16 protein-coding genes and 2 pseudogenes are annotated in these 19,614 nt (G+C 65.2%); 8 read left to right on the top strand and 10 right to left on the bottom strand.

Annotated features, from left to right (window positions below; genetic code table 11):
• The first annotated feature begins 90 nt into the window (after positions 1 to 90).
• A complete protein-coding gene (locus AC1Z32_RS25145; RefSeq protein ID WP_483481454.1) occupies positions 91 to 243 on the top strand; it encodes a hypothetical protein in 153 nt (50 codons plus the stop codon).
• A gap of 2 nt (positions 244 to 245) precedes the next feature.
• Here the strand turns inward: AC1Z32_RS25145 and AC1Z32_RS25140 are convergent, their stop codons facing one another.
• Genes AC1Z32_RS25140 through AC1Z32_RS25125 form a run of 4 tightly spaced genes read right to left on the bottom strand, consistent with a single transcriptional unit; the run spans position 246 to position 3,963 of the window.
• Positions 246 to 1,517, bottom strand: coding sequence for an EAL domain-containing protein (locus AC1Z32_RS25140; protein ID WP_483481453.1), 1,272 nt, complete (start codon positions 1,515 to 1,517; stop codon positions 246 to 248).
• Positions 1,504 to 1,752: a hypothetical protein gene (locus AC1Z32_RS25135; protein WP_483481452.1), complete on the bottom strand. Its 249-nt coding sequence runs from the start codon at positions 1,750 to 1,752 to the stop codon at positions 1,504 to 1,506. Before AC1Z32_RS25135 ends, AC1Z32_RS25140 begins: the two co-directional genes overlap by 14 nt.
• Before the next feature lie 21 nt (positions 1,753 to 1,773).
• Positions 1,774 to 3,159, bottom strand: a complete 1,386-nt coding sequence (gene mdtD, locus AC1Z32_RS25130) for a multidrug transporter subunit MdtD (RefSeq protein WP_483481738.1) — start codon at positions 3,157 to 3,159, stop codon at positions 1,774 to 1,776.
• 57 nt (positions 3,160 to 3,216) lie between these two features.
• Entirely contained in the window at positions 3,217 to 3,963 is a 747-nt protein-coding gene (locus AC1Z32_RS25125) for a GntR family transcriptional regulator (RefSeq protein WP_483481451.1), read from the bottom strand.
• Positions 3,964 to 4,129: 166 nt separating this feature from the next.
• Between AC1Z32_RS25125 and AC1Z32_RS25120 the strand changes: the two are divergent.
• Both AC1Z32_RS25120 and AC1Z32_RS25115 read left to right on the top strand, forming a co-directional pair.
• A pseudogene (locus AC1Z32_RS25120) lies at positions 4,130 to 4,225 on the top strand (type II toxin-antitoxin system RelE/ParE family toxin); the annotation flags it as partial.
• Positions 4,226 to 4,239: 14 nt separating this feature from the next.
• Positions 4,240 to 4,549: pseudogene (locus AC1Z32_RS25115) on the top strand (addiction module antidote protein).
• A gap of 165 nt (positions 4,550 to 4,714) precedes the next feature.
• On the opposite strand, the gene AC1Z32_RS25110 reads toward AC1Z32_RS25115, so the two are convergent.
• Entirely contained in the window at positions 4,715 to 5,929 is a 1,215-nt protein-coding gene (locus tag AC1Z32_RS25110) for an MFS transporter (protein WP_483481450.1), read from the bottom strand.
• 339 nt (positions 5,930 to 6,268) lie between these two features.
• On the opposite strand from AC1Z32_RS25110, the gene xdhA reads away from it, so the two are divergent.
• The 3 genes from xdhA to xdhC are packed head-to-tail and all read left to right on the top strand — an operon-like array spanning position 6,269 to position 10,712.
• Positions 6,269 to 7,828 carry a xanthine dehydrogenase small subunit gene (gene xdhA, locus AC1Z32_RS25105; RefSeq protein WP_483481449.1) on the top strand — a complete coding sequence of 520 codons (1,560 nt, stop codon included), beginning with the start codon at positions 6,269 to 6,271 and terminating at the stop codon, positions 7,826 to 7,828.
• A 17-nt stretch (positions 7,829 to 7,845) separates the two neighbouring features.
• Positions 7,846 to 10,209: a xanthine dehydrogenase molybdopterin binding subunit gene (gene xdhB, locus AC1Z32_RS25100; protein WP_483481448.1), complete on the top strand. Its 2,364-nt coding sequence runs from the start codon at positions 7,846 to 7,848 to the stop codon at positions 10,207 to 10,209.
• Positions 10,206 to 10,712: a xanthine dehydrogenase accessory protein XdhC gene (gene xdhC, locus AC1Z32_RS25095; RefSeq protein WP_483481447.1), complete on the top strand. Its 507-nt coding sequence runs from the start codon at positions 10,206 to 10,208 to the stop codon at positions 10,710 to 10,712. Before xdhB ends, xdhC begins: the two co-directional genes overlap by 4 nt.
• 15 nt (positions 10,713 to 10,727) lie before the next feature.
• Here the strand turns inward: xdhC and AC1Z32_RS25090 are convergent, their stop codons facing one another.
• The 4 genes from AC1Z32_RS25090 to AC1Z32_RS25075 form a co-directional block, all read right to left on the bottom strand.
• Complete coding sequence (locus tag AC1Z32_RS25090) at positions 10,728 to 11,648, bottom strand: AraC family transcriptional regulator (protein ID WP_483481446.1); 921 nt, start codon at positions 11,646 to 11,648, stop codon at positions 10,728 to 10,730.
• 60 nt (positions 11,649 to 11,708) lie between these two features.
• Positions 11,709 to 12,692 carry a LysR family transcriptional regulator gene (locus AC1Z32_RS25085; RefSeq protein ID WP_483481445.1) on the bottom strand — a complete coding sequence of 328 codons (984 nt, stop codon included), beginning with the start codon at positions 12,690 to 12,692 and terminating at the stop codon, positions 11,709 to 11,711.
• 138 nt (positions 12,693 to 12,830) lie between these two features.
• Positions 12,831 to 13,490 (bottom strand): 2-hydroxychromene-2-carboxylate isomerase, encoded by a 660-nt coding sequence (locus AC1Z32_RS25080; protein WP_483481444.1) that lies wholly within the window; start codon positions 13,488 to 13,490, stop codon positions 12,831 to 12,833.
• A gap of 143 nt (positions 13,491 to 13,633) precedes the next feature.
• Positions 13,634 to 15,115, bottom strand: coding sequence for a TAXI family TRAP transporter solute-binding subunit (locus tag AC1Z32_RS25075; RefSeq protein ID WP_483481443.1), 1,482 nt, complete (start codon positions 15,113 to 15,115; stop codon positions 13,634 to 13,636).
• A 641-nt stretch (positions 15,116 to 15,756) separates the two neighbouring features.
• On the opposite strand from AC1Z32_RS25075, the gene AC1Z32_RS25070 reads away from it, so the two are divergent.
• Together AC1Z32_RS25070 and AC1Z32_RS25065 are read left to right on the top strand one after the other, a co-directional pair.
• Positions 15,757 to 16,128, top strand: a complete 372-nt coding sequence (locus tag AC1Z32_RS25070) for a BON domain-containing protein (protein WP_483481442.1) — start codon at positions 15,757 to 15,759, stop codon at positions 16,126 to 16,128.
• 337 nt (positions 16,129 to 16,465) lie between these two features.
• Entirely contained in the window at positions 16,466 to 18,526 is a 2,061-nt protein-coding gene (locus AC1Z32_RS25065) for a D-(-)-3-hydroxybutyrate oligomer hydrolase (protein ID WP_483481737.1), read from the top strand.
• A gap of 12 nt (positions 18,527 to 18,538) precedes the next feature.
• Here AC1Z32_RS25065 and AC1Z32_RS25060 read toward each other — a convergent pair whose 3' ends face one another.
• Positions 18,539 to 19,303, bottom strand: a complete 765-nt coding sequence (locus tag AC1Z32_RS25060; RefSeq protein ID WP_483481441.1) for a DUF2242 domain-containing protein — start codon at positions 19,301 to 19,303, stop codon at positions 18,539 to 18,541.
• Between the last annotated feature and the right edge of the window lie 311 nt (positions 19,304 to 19,614).

Genomic DNA, 19,614 nt, shown 5'->3' with positions numbered 1-19,614 from the left:
GAACCGGGCAGTGAGCAATGCCGTCGCTGCCTGGTTCGGCACGCCGGCCTAAAATGTCGGCTTGCCGGATGTTTGAATCGCATCGCCATCATGAAACGCTTCGCCTTCCTCTGCCTCTCGGCATGGTCAGCCGCCGCGCTCCTTTACTTCGGGCGCCATTCCGCCGCGCTCATCGCGCTTTCGGGTGTGCTCGCGCTCGCGGGCTTCGATCTTCTGCGACCAGATTCGAATTCCGGCTCCTAGGCCTAGCGCCGCTTCGCGCCTTCCCAGTTGATATCGACGCACAACACCTGCAAACCGTAAGGCGTCTGCGCCGCAATCGATGCCGTCACGCACAAGTGAGCCTCGTTGATCGACAGATAAGGCGCCGTCAGATGCACACGCCCCGGCGCGCGCAGCGCCTCGATGAAATACGGCCGGCGTTCCCAACTCGCGCCCTCCGAATGCAATAGCGGACTGAAGCGCTTCGCGCGCTGCGATGTGCGCACGATTGGCACGACGTTGTCGCCGATCTGCCGCCCCGCCTGATCGAGCAGGAAGCAGCGGGCGGTGTCGGCGAGTTGCAGCAGCTCGCTCGTCGCGGCGACGAGCGCCTCGCCTTCCATCAGCTTGACCGACGCACGCTCGAGCCCGCTCACGTACGGCTCGAGCCGCGTGGACTGCGCCCGCTCGCGCGCCGCGACGCGTTCGCGCGATGCCGCCGTCAGCGCATCCATCACGCCCGCCGCGACTTCGCTATGAACCGCATGGACGCTCGGCTGCGCGAAATACGCGCCCTGCACGAAATCGACGTTGCATTCGAGCGCGATCAGCGCGTCGCGCTCCGTCGCGAGTCCGCCCATCAGAACGAGCTGACCCGATTCGTGCAGCAGCGACACGAGACGCGGCAGCACGCGCTCGATATGCGAATGCTCCGTTGCCTGCTGCAGGATGCAGCGGTCGAGCGTCACGATATCGGGCCGCAGATGCCACACGCGATCGATGTTCGAATGCTTCACGCCGAAGCCGTCCAGCGCGATCAGAAAGCCCGACTTGCGCAGCGAATCGATGATCTCCGCGAAACGCGTGGTCTCGCCGCCCGCCTGCTCGGGCACTTCGAGCACCACGCGCTGCGGCGGCAGACCGATGGCCTTCAGCGCCGCGAGCAGCGCATCGCCGTAGCTCGTGTCCATCAGCGCGGCCGGATGCAGGCTCAGGAAGAGCCATTCGTCGTGGCTGTCGAATGCATTGAAATTGCCCAGATGCAGCGATTCCGCGAGCCGGCCGAGCTCGAGCAGATCGCCCCGCCGCGCGGCTTGCGTGAAGACTTCGTGCGACGGAACGTGACGATGCGCGTCGTCGCGAGCGCGCAAGGACGCGTGATAGCCGATCGCGCGCCGGTGCGACACGGAAAAGACGGGCTGAAACACACTGAAAACGGTGTACTCGCCGTACAGCACGGTGCGACGCGATCCATCGTCGCCGGCGATGGGGCGGGGCTGCTGGAAGCGGGGAGGGTCGAGATCAACCATGCTCATGGTGTCGAAGCGCGAGGCAAATGACTTTATCGAGATAGTTTACCGGATCAGCACACGAGCGTTCGAGCAAAAAGCGTGCAAATTCAATATTCAAGCGGCTCGGCAAAGTATTGCGGGCCTGTTGCGAGCGATTGGCGCGGCGATTCGTGTGCGGATTGGACGGGCGTGCCGCAGATGTGGGAGCGCGCGCCGCGCGATCGTGCGAAATGGCACCGGCGCGGTGCGCGGCGCTCATGTCGCGGCTCGTCACGCCGGGTCAGTTCGATTCCGACGGATCGGGCTTTCTGCCCGCCGAGCGCACTTCCGGCGCGAGCTGGCCGAAAATCCACGCCGTCGCCGCGGTAATGATGCCGACGCACAGGAACGTCGCATGGAATGCGGGCAGCGAGTTCGTCGCCGTGACGTGCGGCAGCAGCCCGGTGAAGGTCGAGAGAATTGCGCCGGCGACGGTCACGCCGAGGCTCATCGACAGCATTTGCACGAGCGAGAAGAGGCTGTTGCCGCTGCTCGCGCCGCCCGTGCCGAGATCCTTTAGGGTGAGCGTGTTCATCGCGGTGAACTGCATCGAATTGACGGCGCCGAAGACCGCCAGTTGCACGAGCCGCAGCCATAGCGGCTGATGCGCGCTCGCGAGCGAGAAGCTCGCCATCATCAGTCCGACGAGCACGGTGTTCACGACGAGCACGCGCCGATAGCCGAACTTTTCGATGAGACGCGTGACGAGCCGCTTGGATGCCATGCCCGCGGCGGCGACGGGCAGCATCATCATGCCAGCCTGGAACGCCGTGTAGCCGAGACTCACTTGCAAGAGCAGCGGAATCAGATACGGCATCGCGCCGCTGCCGATGCGCGCGAACAGATTGCCGAGCAGGCCGACACTGAACGTGTGGATCTTGAATAGATCGAGTGAGAAGATCGGCTGGGCGGCGCGCGTCGCGTGCAGACCGTAGGCCACGAAGCAGCCGAACGAAAGCACCAGCAATACGATCACGATTGCGTGTTGCAGGCCGAGATCGGCCAGGCCGTCAAGGGAAATCGTCAGCGCGACCATGCCGACGGCGAGCAGCAGATAGCCCGCGAGATCGAAGCGCGCGGTCGCGGGATTGCGGCTGTCGGGCATGTACAGGTTCGTCGCGATGCAGCCGATCACGCCCACCGGCACGTTGATGAGAAAGATCCAGTGCCACGATGCGATCTGCACGAGCCAGCCGCCGAGCGTCGGGCCGATGAGCGGGCCGATCAGACCCGGAATCGCGACGAACGCCAGCGCCGAAAGATAGCGTTCGGCGGGGAACACGCGCAGCACGGCGAGGCGTCCGACCGGCAGCAGCATCGCGCCGCCGACGCCCTGCACGACGCGATACGCGACCAGCGCCGTCAGCGATTGCGCGTTCGCGCAGAGCAGCGAGCCGATGGTGAACACGAGAATCGCGCTGAAGAACACGCGCTTCGTGCCGAGCTTGTCGGCGAGCCAGCCGGAGACGGGGATCATCATCGCCATCGTGAGCGAGTAGGCGATCACGACGCCCTGCATGCGCAGCGGCGCCTCGCCCAAGCTTCGGGCCATGGCGGGGAGCGCGGTGTTGACTATCGTCGAATCGAGCGTCTGCATGAAGAAGCCCGTGGCGACGAGCCACAGCATGATGGAGAGCGATCGGTCGGACGGCTGTGCTGTGGCGGTGTCGGTCATGCCGGTGTTTTACTTTCGGAGTTCCGCGACAAAGTCGTAGTAATCGTTGCGGCAGTAGGTATCGGTGAGCTCGATTGCGCGCTGATCGGCCGTGTAGCCCACGCGCGTGATGAGCAGAAGCGCGTCATGCGGCGCGATGCCCATTTGCCTGGCGATTTCCGGGCTCGCGTTCACCGCGCGAAAGTGCTGGAGCGCGCGGACGATGGAAAGCCCGCGTGCATCGAGATAGCTGTAGAGCGAATCGCCGATGGTTTCCGGATCGGGAATGCACGCGGCCGGAAAGGTCGAGTTTTCGACGGCCATCACGATGTCGTCGGCGAGGCGCAGGCGTTTGAGACGCGTGACGGCGGCGGCGGGCGAGAGGCCGAGCTGGATGACTTCATCGCGATTGGCCGGCTCGATGGTGCGCGAGAGCCACCGCGAACTCGGCCTGAAGCCGCGCCGCCGCAACATCTCGGAAAAACTCGACAGACGCGAGAGCGGATCTTCGTAGCGCGGCGTGATGAAGCTGCCGGCGCCTTGTTCGCGGCGAATTAGCCCTTGCTCGACGAGCAGCGCGATGGCCTTTCTCGATGTGATCCGCGAGACGCCGAGCGCTTCGGACAACACGCGTTCGGAGGGCAGCGCTTCGCCTGCGTTCCAGCGGTTGTCGTGGATGGCGTTGGCGAGCTTGCGGGCGAGTTGAAGATAGAGCGGAGTGTCGCTGTCCGGGTCCGGGCGCAAGTCGCGCCAACGGTCTTCCGAGGTCGGGTTCATAAAGCGGACGCTAATGGGCCAAGCGGGGATTTTAAGACAAACCTTGAAGACGAAAGGCAGCGTCGCCTCTTATCTTCCCCGGATTCGCGGAGCCCCGAGTCTTCGAGGCTACATTTTTCGTGTGAACTCCAGCTTACATGATGTGAATCATGGATTACGATCGCCGATGTTGACCATCCGTACGACCGAGATTTTTGACGCGTGGTTTTCCTCGCTGAGGGATCGAATTGCCCGACGCCGAATTCAGGCTCGCATTGACCGGCCACGGAGTGAATCATGACGGCGACCAGAATCAAGACGCGGCTGTGGGATTCAGCCGAACACCTTCAAACCGACGACGACATCGCTGAATACTTCGATGCACGCCTGCAAGAAGGCGGAGACGATCTCGCTTTTATCGTGCATGCGCTCGGCGTGATTACGCGAGCGCGCGGGATGGCGAAAGTGGCGCGTGATACCGGTATCAGCCAGGAAGGTCGGTCTGTACAAAGCGTTTTCGGAAGACGGCAACTCTAGCTTCGGCACGATTCTGAAGGTGGTCAAAGCGCTGGGATCGCAACTGCATGGATCGAAAGCCGGCACGTGACTGGATCGGGGGCGGGGTTGGCGTTGGCGCTGCGCGCTATAGGATTTTTGTGGAACTTGTTTTCGCATCGGTCTATTTGCGTCGCACAGGGGCAGTGCTAATAGACCAACGCGAACGCAGGTTCCCCGAAAGCCGAGCCGTCGTTGCCGAGCACCGGCAACAGCTTCAAGCCGTAGCCGCCCCGCCCACCCCGCGCCCCGCGCGCATATAAAGCGCCACCGACAACGCCACCGCCGCGGCCGCCGCCACCGCGGCGAACAAAAACACCGACCCATACCCGAACTCACCCGCGACATACCCCGCGAGCGGCCCGGTCAAGCCAAGCGACAAATCGAGAAACACGGAATAAGCCGAAAGCGCGGCACCGCGGCTGGCGGGCGGCACGAGCCCGACCGCCTCCACCCCCAACGCCGGAAACACCAGCGCGAATCCGAACCCGGTCAGCGCCGCGCCCGCGAGCGCGAACGTCGGCTCGGCGGCGAGCCACAGCATCAGCAAGCCGGCGCATTCGAATGCAAACGATACGATCGCCACACGGAACCCGCCATACGCCTTGATCGTGTTGGCGAACAAGAGCCGCGCACCGATGAACATCGTGCCGAAGACCGTGAGCGAAAGTGCTGCATTCGGCCAGTTGTGCGCGGCGTAGAACAGCGTGATGAACGTTGCGATGGAACCGAATCCCGCCGATCCGAGCGCGAGACCCAATCCATGCGGCAGCACGCGGAAGAACACGCTGCGATACGACATGCGCTCGCCATGCACGATGGGCACGCTCGCCATGCGCGTCGCGAGCCAGTAACCGAAGCCGCCCAGCGCGATCACGATCAGACCGAGCGACGCGAACCCCAGCGAATGATCGACCGCGACGCCGAGCGGCGCGCCGATCGCGAGCGCGCCGTAAGTCGCGATGCCGTTCCACGAAATCACCTTCGCGTTGTTGGTCACGCCGACGCGGCCGATCCCCCACGTGATCGATCCCGTGCCGACCCAGCTTTCGCCGAAGCCGAGCACGAGCCGCGCGAGCACCAGCAGCACAAGACTAACCACATGCCATTGCGCCGCGAGCGCCGAGCCGAGCAGCAGGACGCCGCTCGCCGCGCACGCCGCCAGACCGTACAGCACGGTCTTCTTGGGGCCGAGCGTGTCGGCGGTGCGGCCCGCGAGCGGCCGCGACATCAGCGTCGCGAAGTACTGGACGCTGATCGCCGCGCCGGCCATCACCGAACCATATCCCAGGTCCGTATGCACGAAGCCCGGCAGCACCGCGAGCGGAATGCCGATCGTCAGGTAGCAGAGAAACGTGTACAGCACGACCGGCAGAATCCGCAGCGTGACGGCGAAATCGCCTTGCGGCTTGTTGCTAGGCTCGGTGGACATAGGGAAATTGCGGGGTTGAATTCGGCGCGAAGGCATGATTCTCCCATATGTTGCGGTGCAACGTCGCACCGGTTTTGTAACCAGGTAGGACAAATTACCTGTCCGGACGGTTGGGCGGGATCGGCGGGAGCCTTGTCGGACAAGGCTTGGGAGACATATCGGGGGACGAATATGTCGCTCATGTAGCGTCGCCTATGGGTTGTGGTTTTTGGTGGTGATAGCTTTCGAACCATCGAGGCGATTGGAGTAGTCCGATCTATCGCCCGGAAATAGCCGAAGCCACCGGCTGCGCATCCCGCGCAACCAGCAAGACGCAAAAAGCCCCGCGAGACAGAACCCATGAGCCAGCCGCGTATTCAGCCGCTTAGTGAGTCGAACAACCAACCGATCCGCTTCTATCATCGCAACGCGATCCAGGAAGTGAGCGGCGCATCGACGACGCGCACCGTCCTGCAATACCTGCGCGAAGACGCGCGCTGCACCGGCACCAAGGAAGGCTGCGCGGAAGGCGATTGCGGCGCGTGCACGGTCGTCATCGGCGAGCCGGATGGCAAGGGCGGCGTCGCATTCAAGGCGGTCAACGCGTGCGTGCAGTTCCTTCCGACGCTCGACGGCCGCGCGCTCTTCACCGTCGAAGACTTGCGCCAGCCGGACGGCACGCTGCATCCGGTCCAGCAGGCATTGGTCGACTGCCACGGCTCGCAGTGCGGCTTCTGCACGCCGGGTTTCGCGATGTCGATGTTCGCGCTCTACGAAAAGCACGGCCATGCGACGACGGGCTGCGCCGGTACGTGCGAGAAGACGAAGCCCTCCCGGCAGGAAATCAGCGATGCGCTGACGGGCAACCTGTGCCGCTGCACGGGCTACCGGCCGATCATCGATGCCGCCGAGCAGATGTTCGATCACGCGCCGCTCGCGCCTGTCAACGTGCCGGCGCTCGCGCGCTCGCTCGAAAGCATCACGCGCGACGACACGTTCCATTACGAACACGCGGGCCGCAGGTTCGACGCGCCGCGCACCGTCGAGGCGCTCGCCGCGCTGAAAGACGAGAACCCGAACGTTCGCATTCTCGCGGGCAGCACGGACATCGGGCTGTGGGTGACGAAGCAACTGCGCGATCTCGGCGACATCGTCTATGTCGGGCAGATCGAAGCATTCCAGCATGTCGAGACGACCGAAGACTGGATCGAAATCGGCGCGGGCGTGACGGTCGAGCGCGTCTACGACGAAATCGTGAAGCTCTATCCGGAGCTCGAAGAGACGCGTCAGCGCTTCGCGTCCCTGCCGATCCGCAATGCGGGCACGCTCGGCGGCAACGTTGCGAACGGCTCGCCGATCGGCGATTCGATGCCTGGTCTCATCGCGTTGAATGCGCGCGTCGTGCTTCAAAGTGTCAATGGCACGCGCGAGATGCCGCTCGAAGATCTGTACATCGCGTATCAGAAGAAGGACATGGCTCAGAACGAGTTCGTCGCCGCGATCCGTGTGCCGACGCGCACTGGCAAGCGAGCAAATCTCCGGTTCCGCGCGTACAAGCTGTCGAAGCGCTTCGACTCCGATATTTCCGCCGTGTACGCCGCATTCAGCTTCATCGCCGATGGCGATACGATCCGCGAGCCGCGCCTCGTCTACGGCGGCATGGCCGCGACGCCGAAGCGCGCCGCGCATGCCGAAGCCGTTCTTGCCGACGCCCACTGGCACGAAGCCACCGCGCAAGCCGCGATGCTCGCGCTCGGCCAGGACTACCAGCCGCTCACCGACATGCGCGCGAGCAGCGACTATCGCCTCGACACCGCGAAGAGCCTGCTGTATCGATTCTGGCTGGAGACGCGTCCGCGGAGTCCGCTGGATAAATCGAAGCTGGATGTGCGTGCAATCGAACTCGTCGAAGCGAAGTAAGAAGGGGAGAAGAAGACATGAATCAGCAAGCAGAAGCTTTCCTCGCCGAAGCCCAGTCGCTCGCGAACGAAATCGACGCGTTCAAGCAGGTCCACGTATCGCGTCCGCATGAATCGGCGCACCTGCATGTGAGCGGGCGCGCGAGCTACACCGACGACATTCCGCTCGTCGCTGGCACGCTGCACGCCGCGCTCGGCACGAGCCCGAAGGCGCACGCGAAGATCCTGTCGATGAACTTCGACGCCGTGCGCGCCACGCCGGGCGTCGTCGCCGTCTTCACCGCCGACGACATTCCCGGCGTGAACGACTGCGGCCCGATCATCCACGACGATCCCGTGCTCGCGCAGGGCATCGTGCAGTACGTCGGCCAGCCGATGTTCATCGTGGTCGCGACATCGCACGATACGGCGCGACTCGCCGCGCGCCGCGCGACCATCGAGTTCGAAGATCTCGTGCCCGTGCTGACGGCGCAGGACGCGCGCCGTGCCGAGTCGTATGTACTGAATCCGCTCAAGCTCTCGCGCGGCGACGCCGAAGGCCGCATGTCGAAGGCCGCGCATCACGAGCGCGGCGCGATGAAGCTGGGCGGCCAGGAACAGTTCTATCTCGAAGGCCAGATCGCGTACGCCGTGCCGAAGGACGACGACGGCATGCACGTCTACTGCTCGACGCAGCATCCGACGGAAATGCAGCATCTCGTCGCGCACGTGCTCAACGTGCATTCGCACAACGTGCTCGTCGAGTGCCGGCGCATGGGCGGCGGCTTCGGCGGCAAGGAATCGCAGTCGGGTCTGTTCGCGTGCTGCGCGGCGCTCGCCGCATGGAAGCTGCTGTGCCCGGTGAAGCTGCGCCCGGACCGCGACGACGACATGATGATCACCGGCAAGCGCCACGACTTCGTGTACGACTTCGAAGTCGGCTACGACGACGACGGCAAGATCGATGGCGTCGCCGTCGACATGACTTCGCGCTGCGGCTTTTCCGCCGATCTGTCGGGCCCCGTGATGACGCGCGCCGTGTGCCACTTCGACAACGCATACTGGCTGTCGGACGTGAAGATCGAAGGCTATTGCGGCAAGACCAACACGCAGTCGAACACCGCGTTCCGCGGCTTCGGCGGGCCGCAGGGCGCATTCGCGATCGAGTACATCATGGACAACGTCGCGCGTTCGGTCGGCCGCGATTCGCTCGACGTGCGCTACGCCAATCTCTACGGCAAGACGGATAACAACAAGACGCCCTACGGCCAGACGGTCGAGGACAACGTGCTGCACGAACTGCTCGGCGAACTCGAAGCGACGAGCGATTACCGCCGCCGCCGCGCGGCCATCGACGAATTCAACGCAAACAACGAGATCCTGAAGAAAGGCCTCGCGCTGACGCCGGTGAAGTTCGGCATCGCGTTCAACGTGACGCACTTCAACCAGGCGGGCGCGCTGGTTCACATCTACACAGATGGCTCGATGCTCGTGAACCACGGCGGCACCGAAATGGGCCAGGGCCTGAACACGAAGGTCGCGCAAGTGGTCGCGCACGAGCTCGGCGTGAACTTCGAGCGCGTGCGCGTGACGGCGACGGACACGAGCAAGGTCGCGAATACCTCGGCGACGGCGGCATCGACCGGCACCGATCTGAACGGCAAGGCCGCGCAGGATGCCGCGCGTCAGTTGCGCGAACGTCTCGCGAAGTTCGCGGCGGAGAAGTTCGGCGGCGGCACGGTCACGGCAGCGGAAGTGCGTTTCGCGAACGACCGCGTGATCGTCGGCGACGATGCGATTCCGTTCGGCGAAGTCGTGCAGAAGGCGTATCTCGCGCGCGTGCAATTGTGGTCCGACGGCTTCTACGCGACGCCCAAGCTCCACTGGGATCAGGCGGCGATGCAGGGCCGTCCGTTCTACTACTACTCGTATGGCGCGGCGGTATCGGAAGTGGTGATCGACACGCTGACCGGCGAAATGCGCGTGCTGCGCGCGGACGCGCTGCATGACGTGGGCGCGTCGCTGAATCCGGCGCTCGACAAAGGCCAGGTCGAAGGCGCGTTCGTGCAGGGCATGGGCTGGCTCACGACGGAAGAACTCTGGTGGAACGACAACGGCAAGCTGATGACGCACGCGCCGTCCACCTACAAGATTCCGACGACCAACGACATGCCCGCCGACTTCCGCGTGAATCTCTTCAACAACCGCAACGTTGAGGACAGCATCCATCGCTCGAAGGCGGTGGGCGAGCCGCCGCTCTTGCTGCCGTTCTCGGTGTTCTTCGCGATCCGCGATGCGGTTTCGGCGGTCGGCGATCACAAGGTGAATCCGCCCTTGAACGCTCCCGCCACGGCCGAAGAGATCCTGAAGGCGGTGAACGCGGTGAGGAGCGCACGGTCATGATGCACGTGGTCCTGTTCGGCGCGGGCCACGTCGGCCACGCGCTCGTGAAGGTGCTGGGCACGCTGCCGTGCGTCGTGCAATGGGTCGATGCGCGCGACGAACTCTTTCCCGACGAAGTCCCCGCGAATGTGCAGATCGAAGCGACCGATCTGCCCGATGCCATCGTCGATGAAGCGCCGGCGGGGGCATACTTCATCGTGATGACGCACGATCATTCGCTCGACTTTTCGCTCACGCAGCGCATCATGCGGCGCGATGACTTCGCGTACTTCGGACTGATCGGCTCGAAGACGAAGCGCGTGAAGTTCGAGCGGCGTCTGATGGAGCGTGGTGTCGCGGCGGAACGGCTGCCGGAGATCACGTGCCCGATCGGCGTCGAGGGCATCGTCGATAAGGCGCCGGGGTCGATCGCGCTGGCCGTCGCGGCGCAATTGCTTCGGGTGCGGGAGATGGCGGCGCGGCTGGGGGCGTCGACAGTGAAGGCCGCGCGCCTCGCCGCGTGAGCATCGGCGCTTGCTTCAGATAAGACCGTTGGTCTGCCTGAAGCGTCCCGGCGCGACGCCGTACAACTCCTTGAACCGCTTGCTGAACGCCGCTTCCGACTGATATCCCACGTCGGCCGCGACATCCGCGATGCTCTTCTTCGTATGCGTGAGCATCGTGCTCGCGAGCTGCATGCGCACGTGACTCAGCAGCGCGAGCGGCGAGCTGTCCGAATGCGCGGAGAACGCGCGCATGAACGTGGCGCGCGACATCGCCGCTTCCTTCGCCAGCGTCTCGAGCGTCCACGGCTCGGCGGGCCGCTCCAGCATCGCGATGATCGACGCGCCCAGCCGGCGGTTCGCCAGCAGACCGAGCACGCCTGCCAACGACGGCTGGCCGTCGAGCCACGCGCGCAGCACCATCGTGAAGAGCGCGGTGGAGAGCGCCGTGACGATCGACGGCGCACCGGGCCGCGCTTCCTCCGCCTCGCGACGCATCGTCTGGACGAGCGGCGCGAGATAGGCCGCCGACGCGTCCGTGAACGACACGTGCACGACGTCCGGCAGCACGTCGATCAGAAGCGCGCGCGGCGCATAGAGAAAACGCCCGCACAGCAGATCGATGCCCGGCGCGCTGCTGCCGCAATTGCTCCTCACCGTGACCGCGCCGTTGTCGAGTGATTCCATCTCGCGCGTCGTGGCTTTCGCATCGCGCGCCTTGATGCTCAGCACGTGCGCATCGCCGCGCGGCAGAAAGAAGATATCGCCCGCGCTCAGCGCGAGCGGCGGCTGGCCATGGCGCAACACGGTGCACGCGCCATCCAGCACGACGTGATACACGGCTTCGCCGGCGGGCGCGCTCGCGTGTTCGAGCTCCAGCGGACCGCTCAGCAGACAGCGAAGGTCGAGCGCGCCGGAAAGATTCGCAAGCTGGATCAGTTTGTCGAGAGCATCCATGTGGGCGGGCGGCTGAGGGTGTCGTTCGGGATAGTACCGAAGTCGCGCCGCGCGCGTGCGTTACTTCGCGACTTCGCCCAGTTCGGTGGCCGCGTCCGCCGGCGAAGCGGCCACGGCCTTCTTGCGCGTGAGCGAGTCGGACACGCCCGACATCAGGCCGCGCAGCCACGTGACATCCGTCGGCTGATCGGGCTGCGGCAGCGAAAGCTGATAGCACTTGATGCGCGGAAACGGCACCGGCGAATCGAGCACCGCGAGCGGCAGCATCGCCGCGTAGTGCTGCGCGAAACGGCGCGGCGCGGTGAAGATCAGGTCCGATTGCAAAAGCACTTGCGGCACGAGGCCGAAGTACGGAATCGTCGTGACGATGCGGCGCTTGATGCCCGCGCGCGCCAGGCCGATATCGATCGGATGACGCCGGCCGCCGCTATACGGCGTCGGCGCGAGATGCGCGGCGAGCGCATAGCGTTCCGCCGTCAGCGGTTCGCGCGCGAGCGGATGGCTCGCCCGCATCAGACAGACGAATACGTCGGTGAAGAGGTCCTGGCGCTCGAAGCGCGGCTCGGGCTTCGTCCAGTTGGCGACCATCAGGTCGATTTCGCCTTCGTCGAGCATGCGCTCGTGATCGCGCATGGGGTTCAGCGATTCGATTTCCAGGCGCGCGTTGGGCGCCGCGTCGCGAAAGGCGGCGACGAGCGTCGGCATGAAGAAGTCGTTCAGATAATCGGGCGCGGCGACGCGGAAGGTGCGGCGCGAGTTCGCCGGATCGAAATCGCCGTGCGGCGTCGCAACGAATTCGACCTCGCGCAGCGCGCGCTGCGCCGGCGCCAGCAGCGACTCGCCGTATTCGGTCGGCACCATGCCCTGCTTGCCGCGCACGAGAATCGGGTCGTTCAGGATTTCGCGCAGGCGCCGCAGCGCGGTGCTGATGGCCGGCTGAGTCTGGTTCAGCCGCTGCGCGGTCTGCGTCACGCTGCGCTCCAGCAGCAGGGTGCGCAGCACGCGGATGAGCCAGATGTCGAGTGAGTCGGCGGGATCGTTCATGGCCTGCGAAGCGGTTGAATTCGGGACACGCGGGCGCGAACTCGCGAACCCTCAGCCGAAGTTAAACGCTTATCGATTTTTGACGCCATAGCGGGCGCGCTATGCACGGCATAGACGCGCCGGCCGGCACGGCCGCCGTCAGCCGAAATCGGCGTCTCGCGGGGCGATCGGCAGCGCGCTGATGCGCTTCACTTCCGCGCCTTCGAGCCAGTTCGGCGAGCGTGCGACGTAGAGCACCATCGGCAAGGTGTCTTCGCCCCAGAAGATCTGATCGTTGACGAGAAAGGTCGGCACGCCGAACGCGCCCATCGCGACGGCGCGGTCATTGTTGTCGCGCAGCTTCGCCTTGATGTCCTCGTCCTCGATGCGCGTTTCCGCTTCCGGCATGCCGACGTGCTCGCACAGCGCGCGAAAGCCTTCCGGCGTGGCGGGGTCGCGTCCTTCGCGCCAGATATAGCGGAAGATGTCCCGCACACAGCCGATCTCGGCGTTCGCGAGCACGGCGAGCCGCAGCGCCTTGCTCGGATCGAACGGATGCGCGGGCGGCATCCGGAACGGAATGCCCAGCTGCTCCGCGCGAAAGAGCGCGTGCCGGTAGGTGAAGACGCGCTTGGAGGGAATCGTCGCGGCGTGCGGCTGGCCCCAGCGCTCGAGCAGCTTCATCAGCTGGACGGGCACGAGCTCGAAGGGCATGGCCGGCCATTTCTCGTGCTGTTCCAGCAGCAAGTACGAAAACGGCGAAATGAAATCGAAGAAAAAGTACGGCTGACCACCACTGACTGAATGCGGGGCACTCATGTTCACTTCTCCCTGAGTTTCCGTGGCTTTTCACGCGCGGCGAGCGCCTGGGCCTCATCTGTTGTTCGTTCTTGATCGTGTCCTGCATGGCGGATGCGGCGCGCGCGGCATCGCATCCGTTATTCCCGTTCCTCCAATAGATATTATGTGCTGCCTTGTTCCGTGTCTGCCCGCGAAGCGACAGCGGGCGGTTCCGTTTGCGTCGCCTTCCGCGCACCGGCGTCATCGGCTTGCGCAGCCTGCGTCAGCGGCGCCTGCGCGAGACGCTGTCGCACGAAGCCGATGTGTTCGCGCAACACATAGAACTGGTCCGCGAACGCGAGCGGCATCTTCATGCGGTTGACGGACGTTTCGATCGCGTCGATGCGGTCGAGCAGGGCTTCGCGCTGCGCCGTGTCGGGGCCGCTGATCGCTTCCCGCTCTATCGCAATGAGCGCGCCATACCAGCGGTAGATGCGCGATTTGACACGCCAGCGGTAGAGCCCCGGCACGAGGCGCAAGCCCGGAATCATCACCACGAGGAGCGGGAGCAGCACGACCAGCACGCGATCCGCGAGACTCGCGACCCAGAACGGCAGCGTGCGGTACAGGAAGCTCTTGCCCGACTTGTAATAGCGCTCGGCGTTGTCGCTGATGCGGAATTCGTGCACGAGCGGCGCCGGGAACTCGTTCGCGCGCTGCAGCAGATTCGCGCGGCCGTGCACTTCGCGCGCCGCTTCGATCAGGAGATCGGACAGCGCCGGATGCAGGCTGTCGCGCGCGACCAGTTCGGCGGTCGGCGCGATCATGTGGACCGGACGCGGCGGCAGGTTGCGGGCGAAATCGAAGGCGCCCATCGGCAGCTCGATTTCGGTCAGGTACGGAAAGCGGCGCGCGTAGGCATCCGCCTGGGCGAAGTCCATGAAGCGGATGCCCGTCGTGCGCAAGAGCTTCGCCATCGTGGGCGGCTGGGCGGAGTCGCCGGTCAGGAACGCGGCGTCGATCTGGCCGGCTTCCAGCGCCTTCGCGGCTTCGTCGCCGGCGAGCGGCAGCAGTTCCGTGTCGCCGCCCGGCTCGATGCCGTTCGCCTTCAGCAGATTCAGCGCGAGCACGCGCGTGCCGCTGCCTTCCGCGCCGATCGCGAGCCGCTTGCCTTTCAGCTCCGAGAGCCGAGTCACGGCGGCGCCGCGGTAGAACACCGCCAGCGGCACGTACGACACGCTGCCGAGCGATTCGAGATTGTCGTGCGTCGCACCTGGCTTGGTCAGGCCACCCTGCACGAAACCGACGTCGACGTTCGATTTCGGATCGTCGAGGCGCGTGAGGTTGTCGAGCGAACCTTGCGTTTCCAGCACGTTGAGCGTCACGCGGTTGCGCGCGAGGATCGTCTTGTATTTCTGCGCGCTGTTCCAGAACGAGCTGCCTTTCGGTCCGGCCGCGATGGTCAGCGTGCTCGGCGGCGCGGGCTGTATCAGCCGCACGGCGAGGTAGAGCGCGGCCGCGCAGACGAGCAGGATCGGGCCGAAGGTGAGCGCGAGATCGCGCCAGGAAATGGCGACGAAGCGGGCGACGATCCTCGGCTGCGGCTTGCGTTTCGGCGGGATGCCCGGATCGTTGCCCGGATTGTTTCCTGAAGGGTGGCTCATCTCGTTGGTGATCGTAGAACTTTTGTGCGCACGAGCTTACCCGATCGCGATGCGCGGACGCCTGCGCGAGCGGCGCGTCCGGCGGCCGGCCTGGCGTCGATGGTACCTGAGATCACTCGGCGTCCGGATGGCCGCGAGCCGCGCGCCGAGTGTGACAGGCGTGTGTAGCCGTGCGGGGGGTGCTGTTGCGCGGGCGCGGCTTCGCGGATGGCTGCCTCGTTAAATGTTTTGCGCTAATGGCCGCGCTGGGCTAAATTGACGTTCGCCGCCGCACGACAAGGCCCTTAGCGCGCAGCAGCCCGAAATGTGGGCTTGCGAGCCGCGCGCCACGCGTCGACACGCATCACGAAAGGGCGCCTGAGCATGCGCCATGCGGCAGCTCATATTCGAGCCGACGGGTTTTCCGCCCGACCAACCGGCCATGGTTTGTTTCGTTCGCCAGTCTCTCGCAGCACCGTGAGCCGCATCCGCCGGCTTGCCATCGCCGTGCCCCGGCGCCGTTCGTCGGCCTCGGGCGGCGTGGACACGGGCAGCCGCTCGATGTCGTAGCCCAGCCGCCGGGAATGCGGCCCGCTTTTGAAGTGCAAAACGAGCGAAGTAGCAACTGTGCGAAGTCAACAAGCGAAACAAAAGGAGAAACCATGAAAGCAGTCGATCTGTTGAAGGCTCTGGGCGTGGTGGTGTGCGTGGCCGTGGCTTCGAGCGCCTATGCCCAATCGAGCGACGCGGCGGCCACGAGCGCGGAAGCGGCGTCGCCGACGAAAGCCCAGAAATCCGCAACCAAGAAGACCGACCGCAAGCTCGGCTACGACGTGCGCCGCGCGCTGTCGAAGGCGCAGGGCTTCGATGTGTCGAACGTGTACGTGCGCGCGCGCAGCGGCGCGGTGACGCTGACTGGCACCGTGCCGGAAGGCGGCCAGATTGCCCAGGCGGAAGAAGTGGCGAAGGGCGTCCCGGGCGTCACGTCGGTCAGCAACAAGATCACGCTCGGCGTGCAAGGCGGCGGGCAGTAACACGAGCAGCTTGCAGTGAGCGGCATCGCGCGATGCCGCTTGCTTCGCTCGCCCAGCGTTCCTTCGAACGGGCTCCGGCTTTGCGGCCGGAGCCCGTCGTTGTTTGGCGCGTCCGAATTGCGGAACACGCGAAATTCAGCCGCGCCTGTCGCGCGATAAGCGCGATACTTGCGAAATCGGCCGTGCGGCGCGCACGCGTGCCTCGCGGACCTGTTGCACGGCTCGGGTTGCATCACCCAGGAACGGAAGGCGGAGACTCACAATGAAAACATTCGCGCGTTTCCAGAGGTTGCAGACTTCACCGCGCACGGCGGCGCTCGGCGCGCTGGGCGTGCTCATGGCGGCGGCGCTCGCCGCATGCCACGGCGACGGTGACGACAACGGCAGCAGTCAGTCCACCAACACCTTGCCGAACTTCATTTCCGGCTCGGTCAATACCCAGACTTTCGACGGCGTGTCCGACGATCTGCTGACCGCGGGCCTCGGCAAGACGGGCCTCGCATCGTCGACCGCGCCCGGCATCGCCAAGCCGGCGGCGCCGACGGCGGCCGAGCTTCGGCGCCTCGCCATCTACACGAATTACCGCGGGCTCGTCGACATGACGGCGAACGGCGGCTATGGCCGCTTCTGGGGGCCGAACGTCGATCTGAACGGCAACGACACGCTCGGCGAAGGGAAGATCGCGGGCAAGGAGTACATCGCTTACTCGGACGACGGCAGCGGCACGTTGAACGTGAGCATGCTCGTGCAGATTCCGACGAGCTTCAATCCGGATCAGCCGTGCATCGTCACCGCGACGTCATCGTCATCGCGTGGGGTTTACGGCGCGATCTCGACCGCGGGCGAGTGGGGGCTGAAGCGCGGCTGCGCGGTCGCGTACACCGACAAGGGCACCGGCAACGGCGCGCAGGAGCTTTCGACCAACCTCGTCACCCTGATCGACGGCACGCTCGCGAATACCAGCATTGCCGGGAGGAAGGCGATCTTCATCGCGAACGTGGATCCATCGTCGCTATCGTCGTTCAATTCGACCTTCCCGAACCGCTACGCGTACAAGCACGCGCATTCGCAGCAAAATCCCGAGAAAGACTGGGGCAAGTACACGCTGCAGGCGATCCAGTTCGCGTACTGGGCGCTCAACGACATGTTCGGCCCGGTCAGCGGCTCGACGCATCAGGTGCGCTACAACAAGGGAGACATCACGACGATCGCGGCATCGATCAGCAACGGCGGCGGCGCGTCGCTGATGGCAGCGGAGCAGGACGTCGATGGCTGGATCACAGCGGTGGTCGTCGGCGAGCCGCAGATCAATCTGAACCTGCCTCCACAGGTTTCGGTGCGGCAGGGCGGCGTGCCGGTCAGCTCGTTCGGGCGGCCGCTGGCGGATTACACGACGCTCGCCAACCTGTTGCAGCCGTGCGCCGCGCTCGCACCCGCCGCAGCCGGTTCGCCTTATCTATCGACGCTTCTGCCCGCGGCCACCAACTCGATCCGCACGGCGCGCTGCGCGACGCTCGCGTCCGGCGGCCTCGTCTCGGGCGGCAACACGGCCGCTCAAGCCACGGACGCGCTGAACCAGTTGCATCAGGCAGGCTGGCTGACGGATTCAGACGCGCTTCAGGCGCCCATGTGGGATTCGCAGGCGACGCCGGGTATCGCCGTCACATATGGCGACGCGTACATGCAGGCGAGCGTGCTCGACAACCTGTGCAACTTCAGCTTCGGCACGACCAATGCGGCGACGGGCGCGGCGGGCGTGACGCCGATCGTCTCGCCGATGCCGACCCTCTTCGGCAACGCCAACGGCATTCCGCCGACGAACGGCATCAACCTGGTCTACAACAACGGCTCGGCGGGCGCGGCGGATCACCGGCTCGCGACGCCCGACGCCAGCTATGCGGGCGCGGCCTGCCTGCGCTCGCTTTGGGCCAACAGCAACGCGACGATGGTCGCCAGCGTGAATGCGATCCGCGTGAACGCGAACCTGCGCGGCAAGCCCGCGATCATCGTGCAGGGCCGCGCGGACGCGCTCGTGCCGATCAATCACACTTCGCGTCCCTATCTCGGCGCCAATCGCGTGGCGGAAGGCAGCAAGAGCCAGCTTTCGCTTTACGAGATCACGAACGGTCAGCACTTCGACGCGTTCCTGAGCGTGGCCGGCTTCGACACGCGCTTCATTCCGGTCCACTACTACGACATTCAGGCGCTCAACCTAATGTGGAATCACCTGAAGAACAACGCGCCGCTGCCGCCTTCCCAGGTGGTGCGCACGACCGCGCGCGGCGGCACGGCGGGAAGGGCGCCCGCGCTCACGACGACGAACCTGCCGCCGATCTCCGCCGATCCGGGCGCGAATGCGATCACGGTCGCGGGCGGCATCGTCAACGTGCCGAACTAAAGCGGGGCTGCGCTATTGCGTTGCGCTGGTTCTCGGCGCCGACGCCGACGCCGCAGCCGCAGCCGACGCCGCCGCGGGTTCCGACGCGCCTGCCGCGGCCGCACCGGATGCCTGGATCGCGGTCGCGGCGGCGGGCGTCTGCACGACGATGGGCGTCGGCGTGAGCTCGGGCGAGTTCAGGATGAGCGAGGGCGCGAGCGGCTTGCTCTTCACGTCATCGGCCGCGACGGGCGCGCTACGCGGCACCGTGGTCAGATAGTGGCCCATCAGATAGAAGAAGCGGTCGTAGAACTTGCCGGCGGGCACGGTCTCGCTCGAGATCTTGACCATCGCGTCGCTGTTCGAGCGGATCGGCAGCGACAGCGAGCCGAGCACCGAAAGCCCGACGCTCGCCGATGTGTCGCTCTTCTTCAGCGCATAGCCGTCCTGCACGGCGTTCACATACGCAATGCTCTGGTTGGTCGCGTTCTCGCCGGGCGTGCAAACCACGTGGAAAGATACGACGACGTGCGTTTCGGCGCTCGGCTGGAAATTCTTGGTCGCGTCGACGGTGTCGGGCTGGCCCATCGTCGTGAGAAAGCCTTGCGACAGCAGCGCACGACGCGCGGCTTCGCAGGTTTCGTTGACGGTGGCGTCGAAGTTGTGCGCGAACGGGCTCGCGCCGGTACTGAACATCTCCTGCTGATAGCTGGGCGCGACCGCCGCGCGGCCTCCGCAGGCGGCAAGGGCGATCAATCCAAGAGAAGCGAAAACCAGGCGGAGCGACGGCGTGGGCATGAGGCGGCGGATCCAGAATTTGTGTCGACGGCAGCACAAATTGTAGTGCCGCCGGCCCGGCCGATGAAAAAGCGCAGGCCGGGAACATCGTCGAATGTGTGGCTTACAAGGGCGTGAACGTCGTCAATCGATCGTTTGGGAAGGCGCTTTCGCGCTGTCTGAACGCACGGATTACGGACGATCGCTGCTGCGGGGAACGTTGCCGGTGGCGAGATGTCTCTCTCCACTGCTCCGTCGTTGAACGACAGTCTAGCTTGCGTTGCTTAGGTGAAAACCCTTGTTCGGCCAAAACATTGTTTTCGGAACGTCAT

The sequence above is a fragment of the Caballeronia sp. 11_S32 genome, assembly GCF_056930355.1.
Note: the sequence above shows the minus strand (reverse complement) of the source record. Positions and strands in the feature narration are given on the sequence as shown.

Coding starts and splice junctions, on each gene's coding strand:
- AC1Z32_RS25145 (WP_483481454.1), top strand. CDS start 91: ATGAAACGCTTCGCCTTCCTCTGCCTCTCGGCATGGTCAGCCGCCGCG.
- mdtD (WP_483481738.1), bottom strand. CDS start 3,159: ATGCTGTGGCTCGTCGCCACGGGCTTCTTCATGCAGACGCTCGATTCG.
- AC1Z32_RS25125 (WP_483481451.1), bottom strand. CDS start 3,963: ATGAACCCGACCTCGGAAGACCGTTGGCGCGACTTGCGCCCGGACCCG.
- AC1Z32_RS25110 (WP_483481450.1), bottom strand. CDS start 5,929: ATGTCCACCGAGCCTAGCAACAAGCCGCAAGGCGATTTCGCCGTCACG.
- AC1Z32_RS25060 (WP_483481441.1), bottom strand. CDS start 19,303: ATGCCCACGCCGTCGCTCCGCCTGGTTTTCGCTTCTCTTGGATTGATC.
- AC1Z32_RS25140 (WP_483481453.1), bottom strand. CDS start 1,517: ATGAGCATGGTTGATCTCGACCCTCCCCGCTTCCAGCAGCCCCGCCCC.
- AC1Z32_RS25085 (WP_483481445.1), bottom strand. CDS start 12,692: ATGAACGATCCCGCCGACTCACTCGACATCTGGCTCATCCGCGTGCTG.
- AC1Z32_RS25135 (WP_483481452.1), bottom strand. CDS start 1,752: ATGAGCGCCGCGCACCGCGCCGGTGCCATTTCGCACGATCGCGCGGCG.
- AC1Z32_RS25065 (WP_483481737.1), top strand. CDS start 16,466: ATGGCGGCGGCGCTCGCCGCATGCCACGGCGACGGTGACGACAACGGC.
- xdhC (WP_483481447.1), top strand. CDS start 10,206: ATGATGCACGTGGTCCTGTTCGGCGCGGGCCACGTCGGCCACGCGCTC.
- AC1Z32_RS25090 (WP_483481446.1), bottom strand. CDS start 11,648: ATGGATGCTCTCGACAAACTGATCCAGCTTGCGAATCTTTCCGGCGCG.
- xdhB (WP_483481448.1), top strand. CDS start 7,846: ATGAATCAGCAAGCAGAAGCTTTCCTCGCCGAAGCCCAGTCGCTCGCG.
- AC1Z32_RS25070 (WP_483481442.1), top strand. CDS start 15,757: ATGAAAGCAGTCGATCTGTTGAAGGCTCTGGGCGTGGTGGTGTGCGTG.
- AC1Z32_RS25080 (WP_483481444.1), bottom strand. CDS start 13,490: ATGAGTGCCCCGCATTCAGTCAGTGGTGGTCAGCCGTACTTTTTCTTC.
- xdhA (WP_483481449.1), top strand. CDS start 6,269: ATGAGCCAGCCGCGTATTCAGCCGCTTAGTGAGTCGAACAACCAACCG.
- AC1Z32_RS25075 (WP_483481443.1), bottom strand. CDS start 15,115: ATGAGCCACCCTTCAGGAAACAATCCGGGCAACGATCCGGGCATCCCG.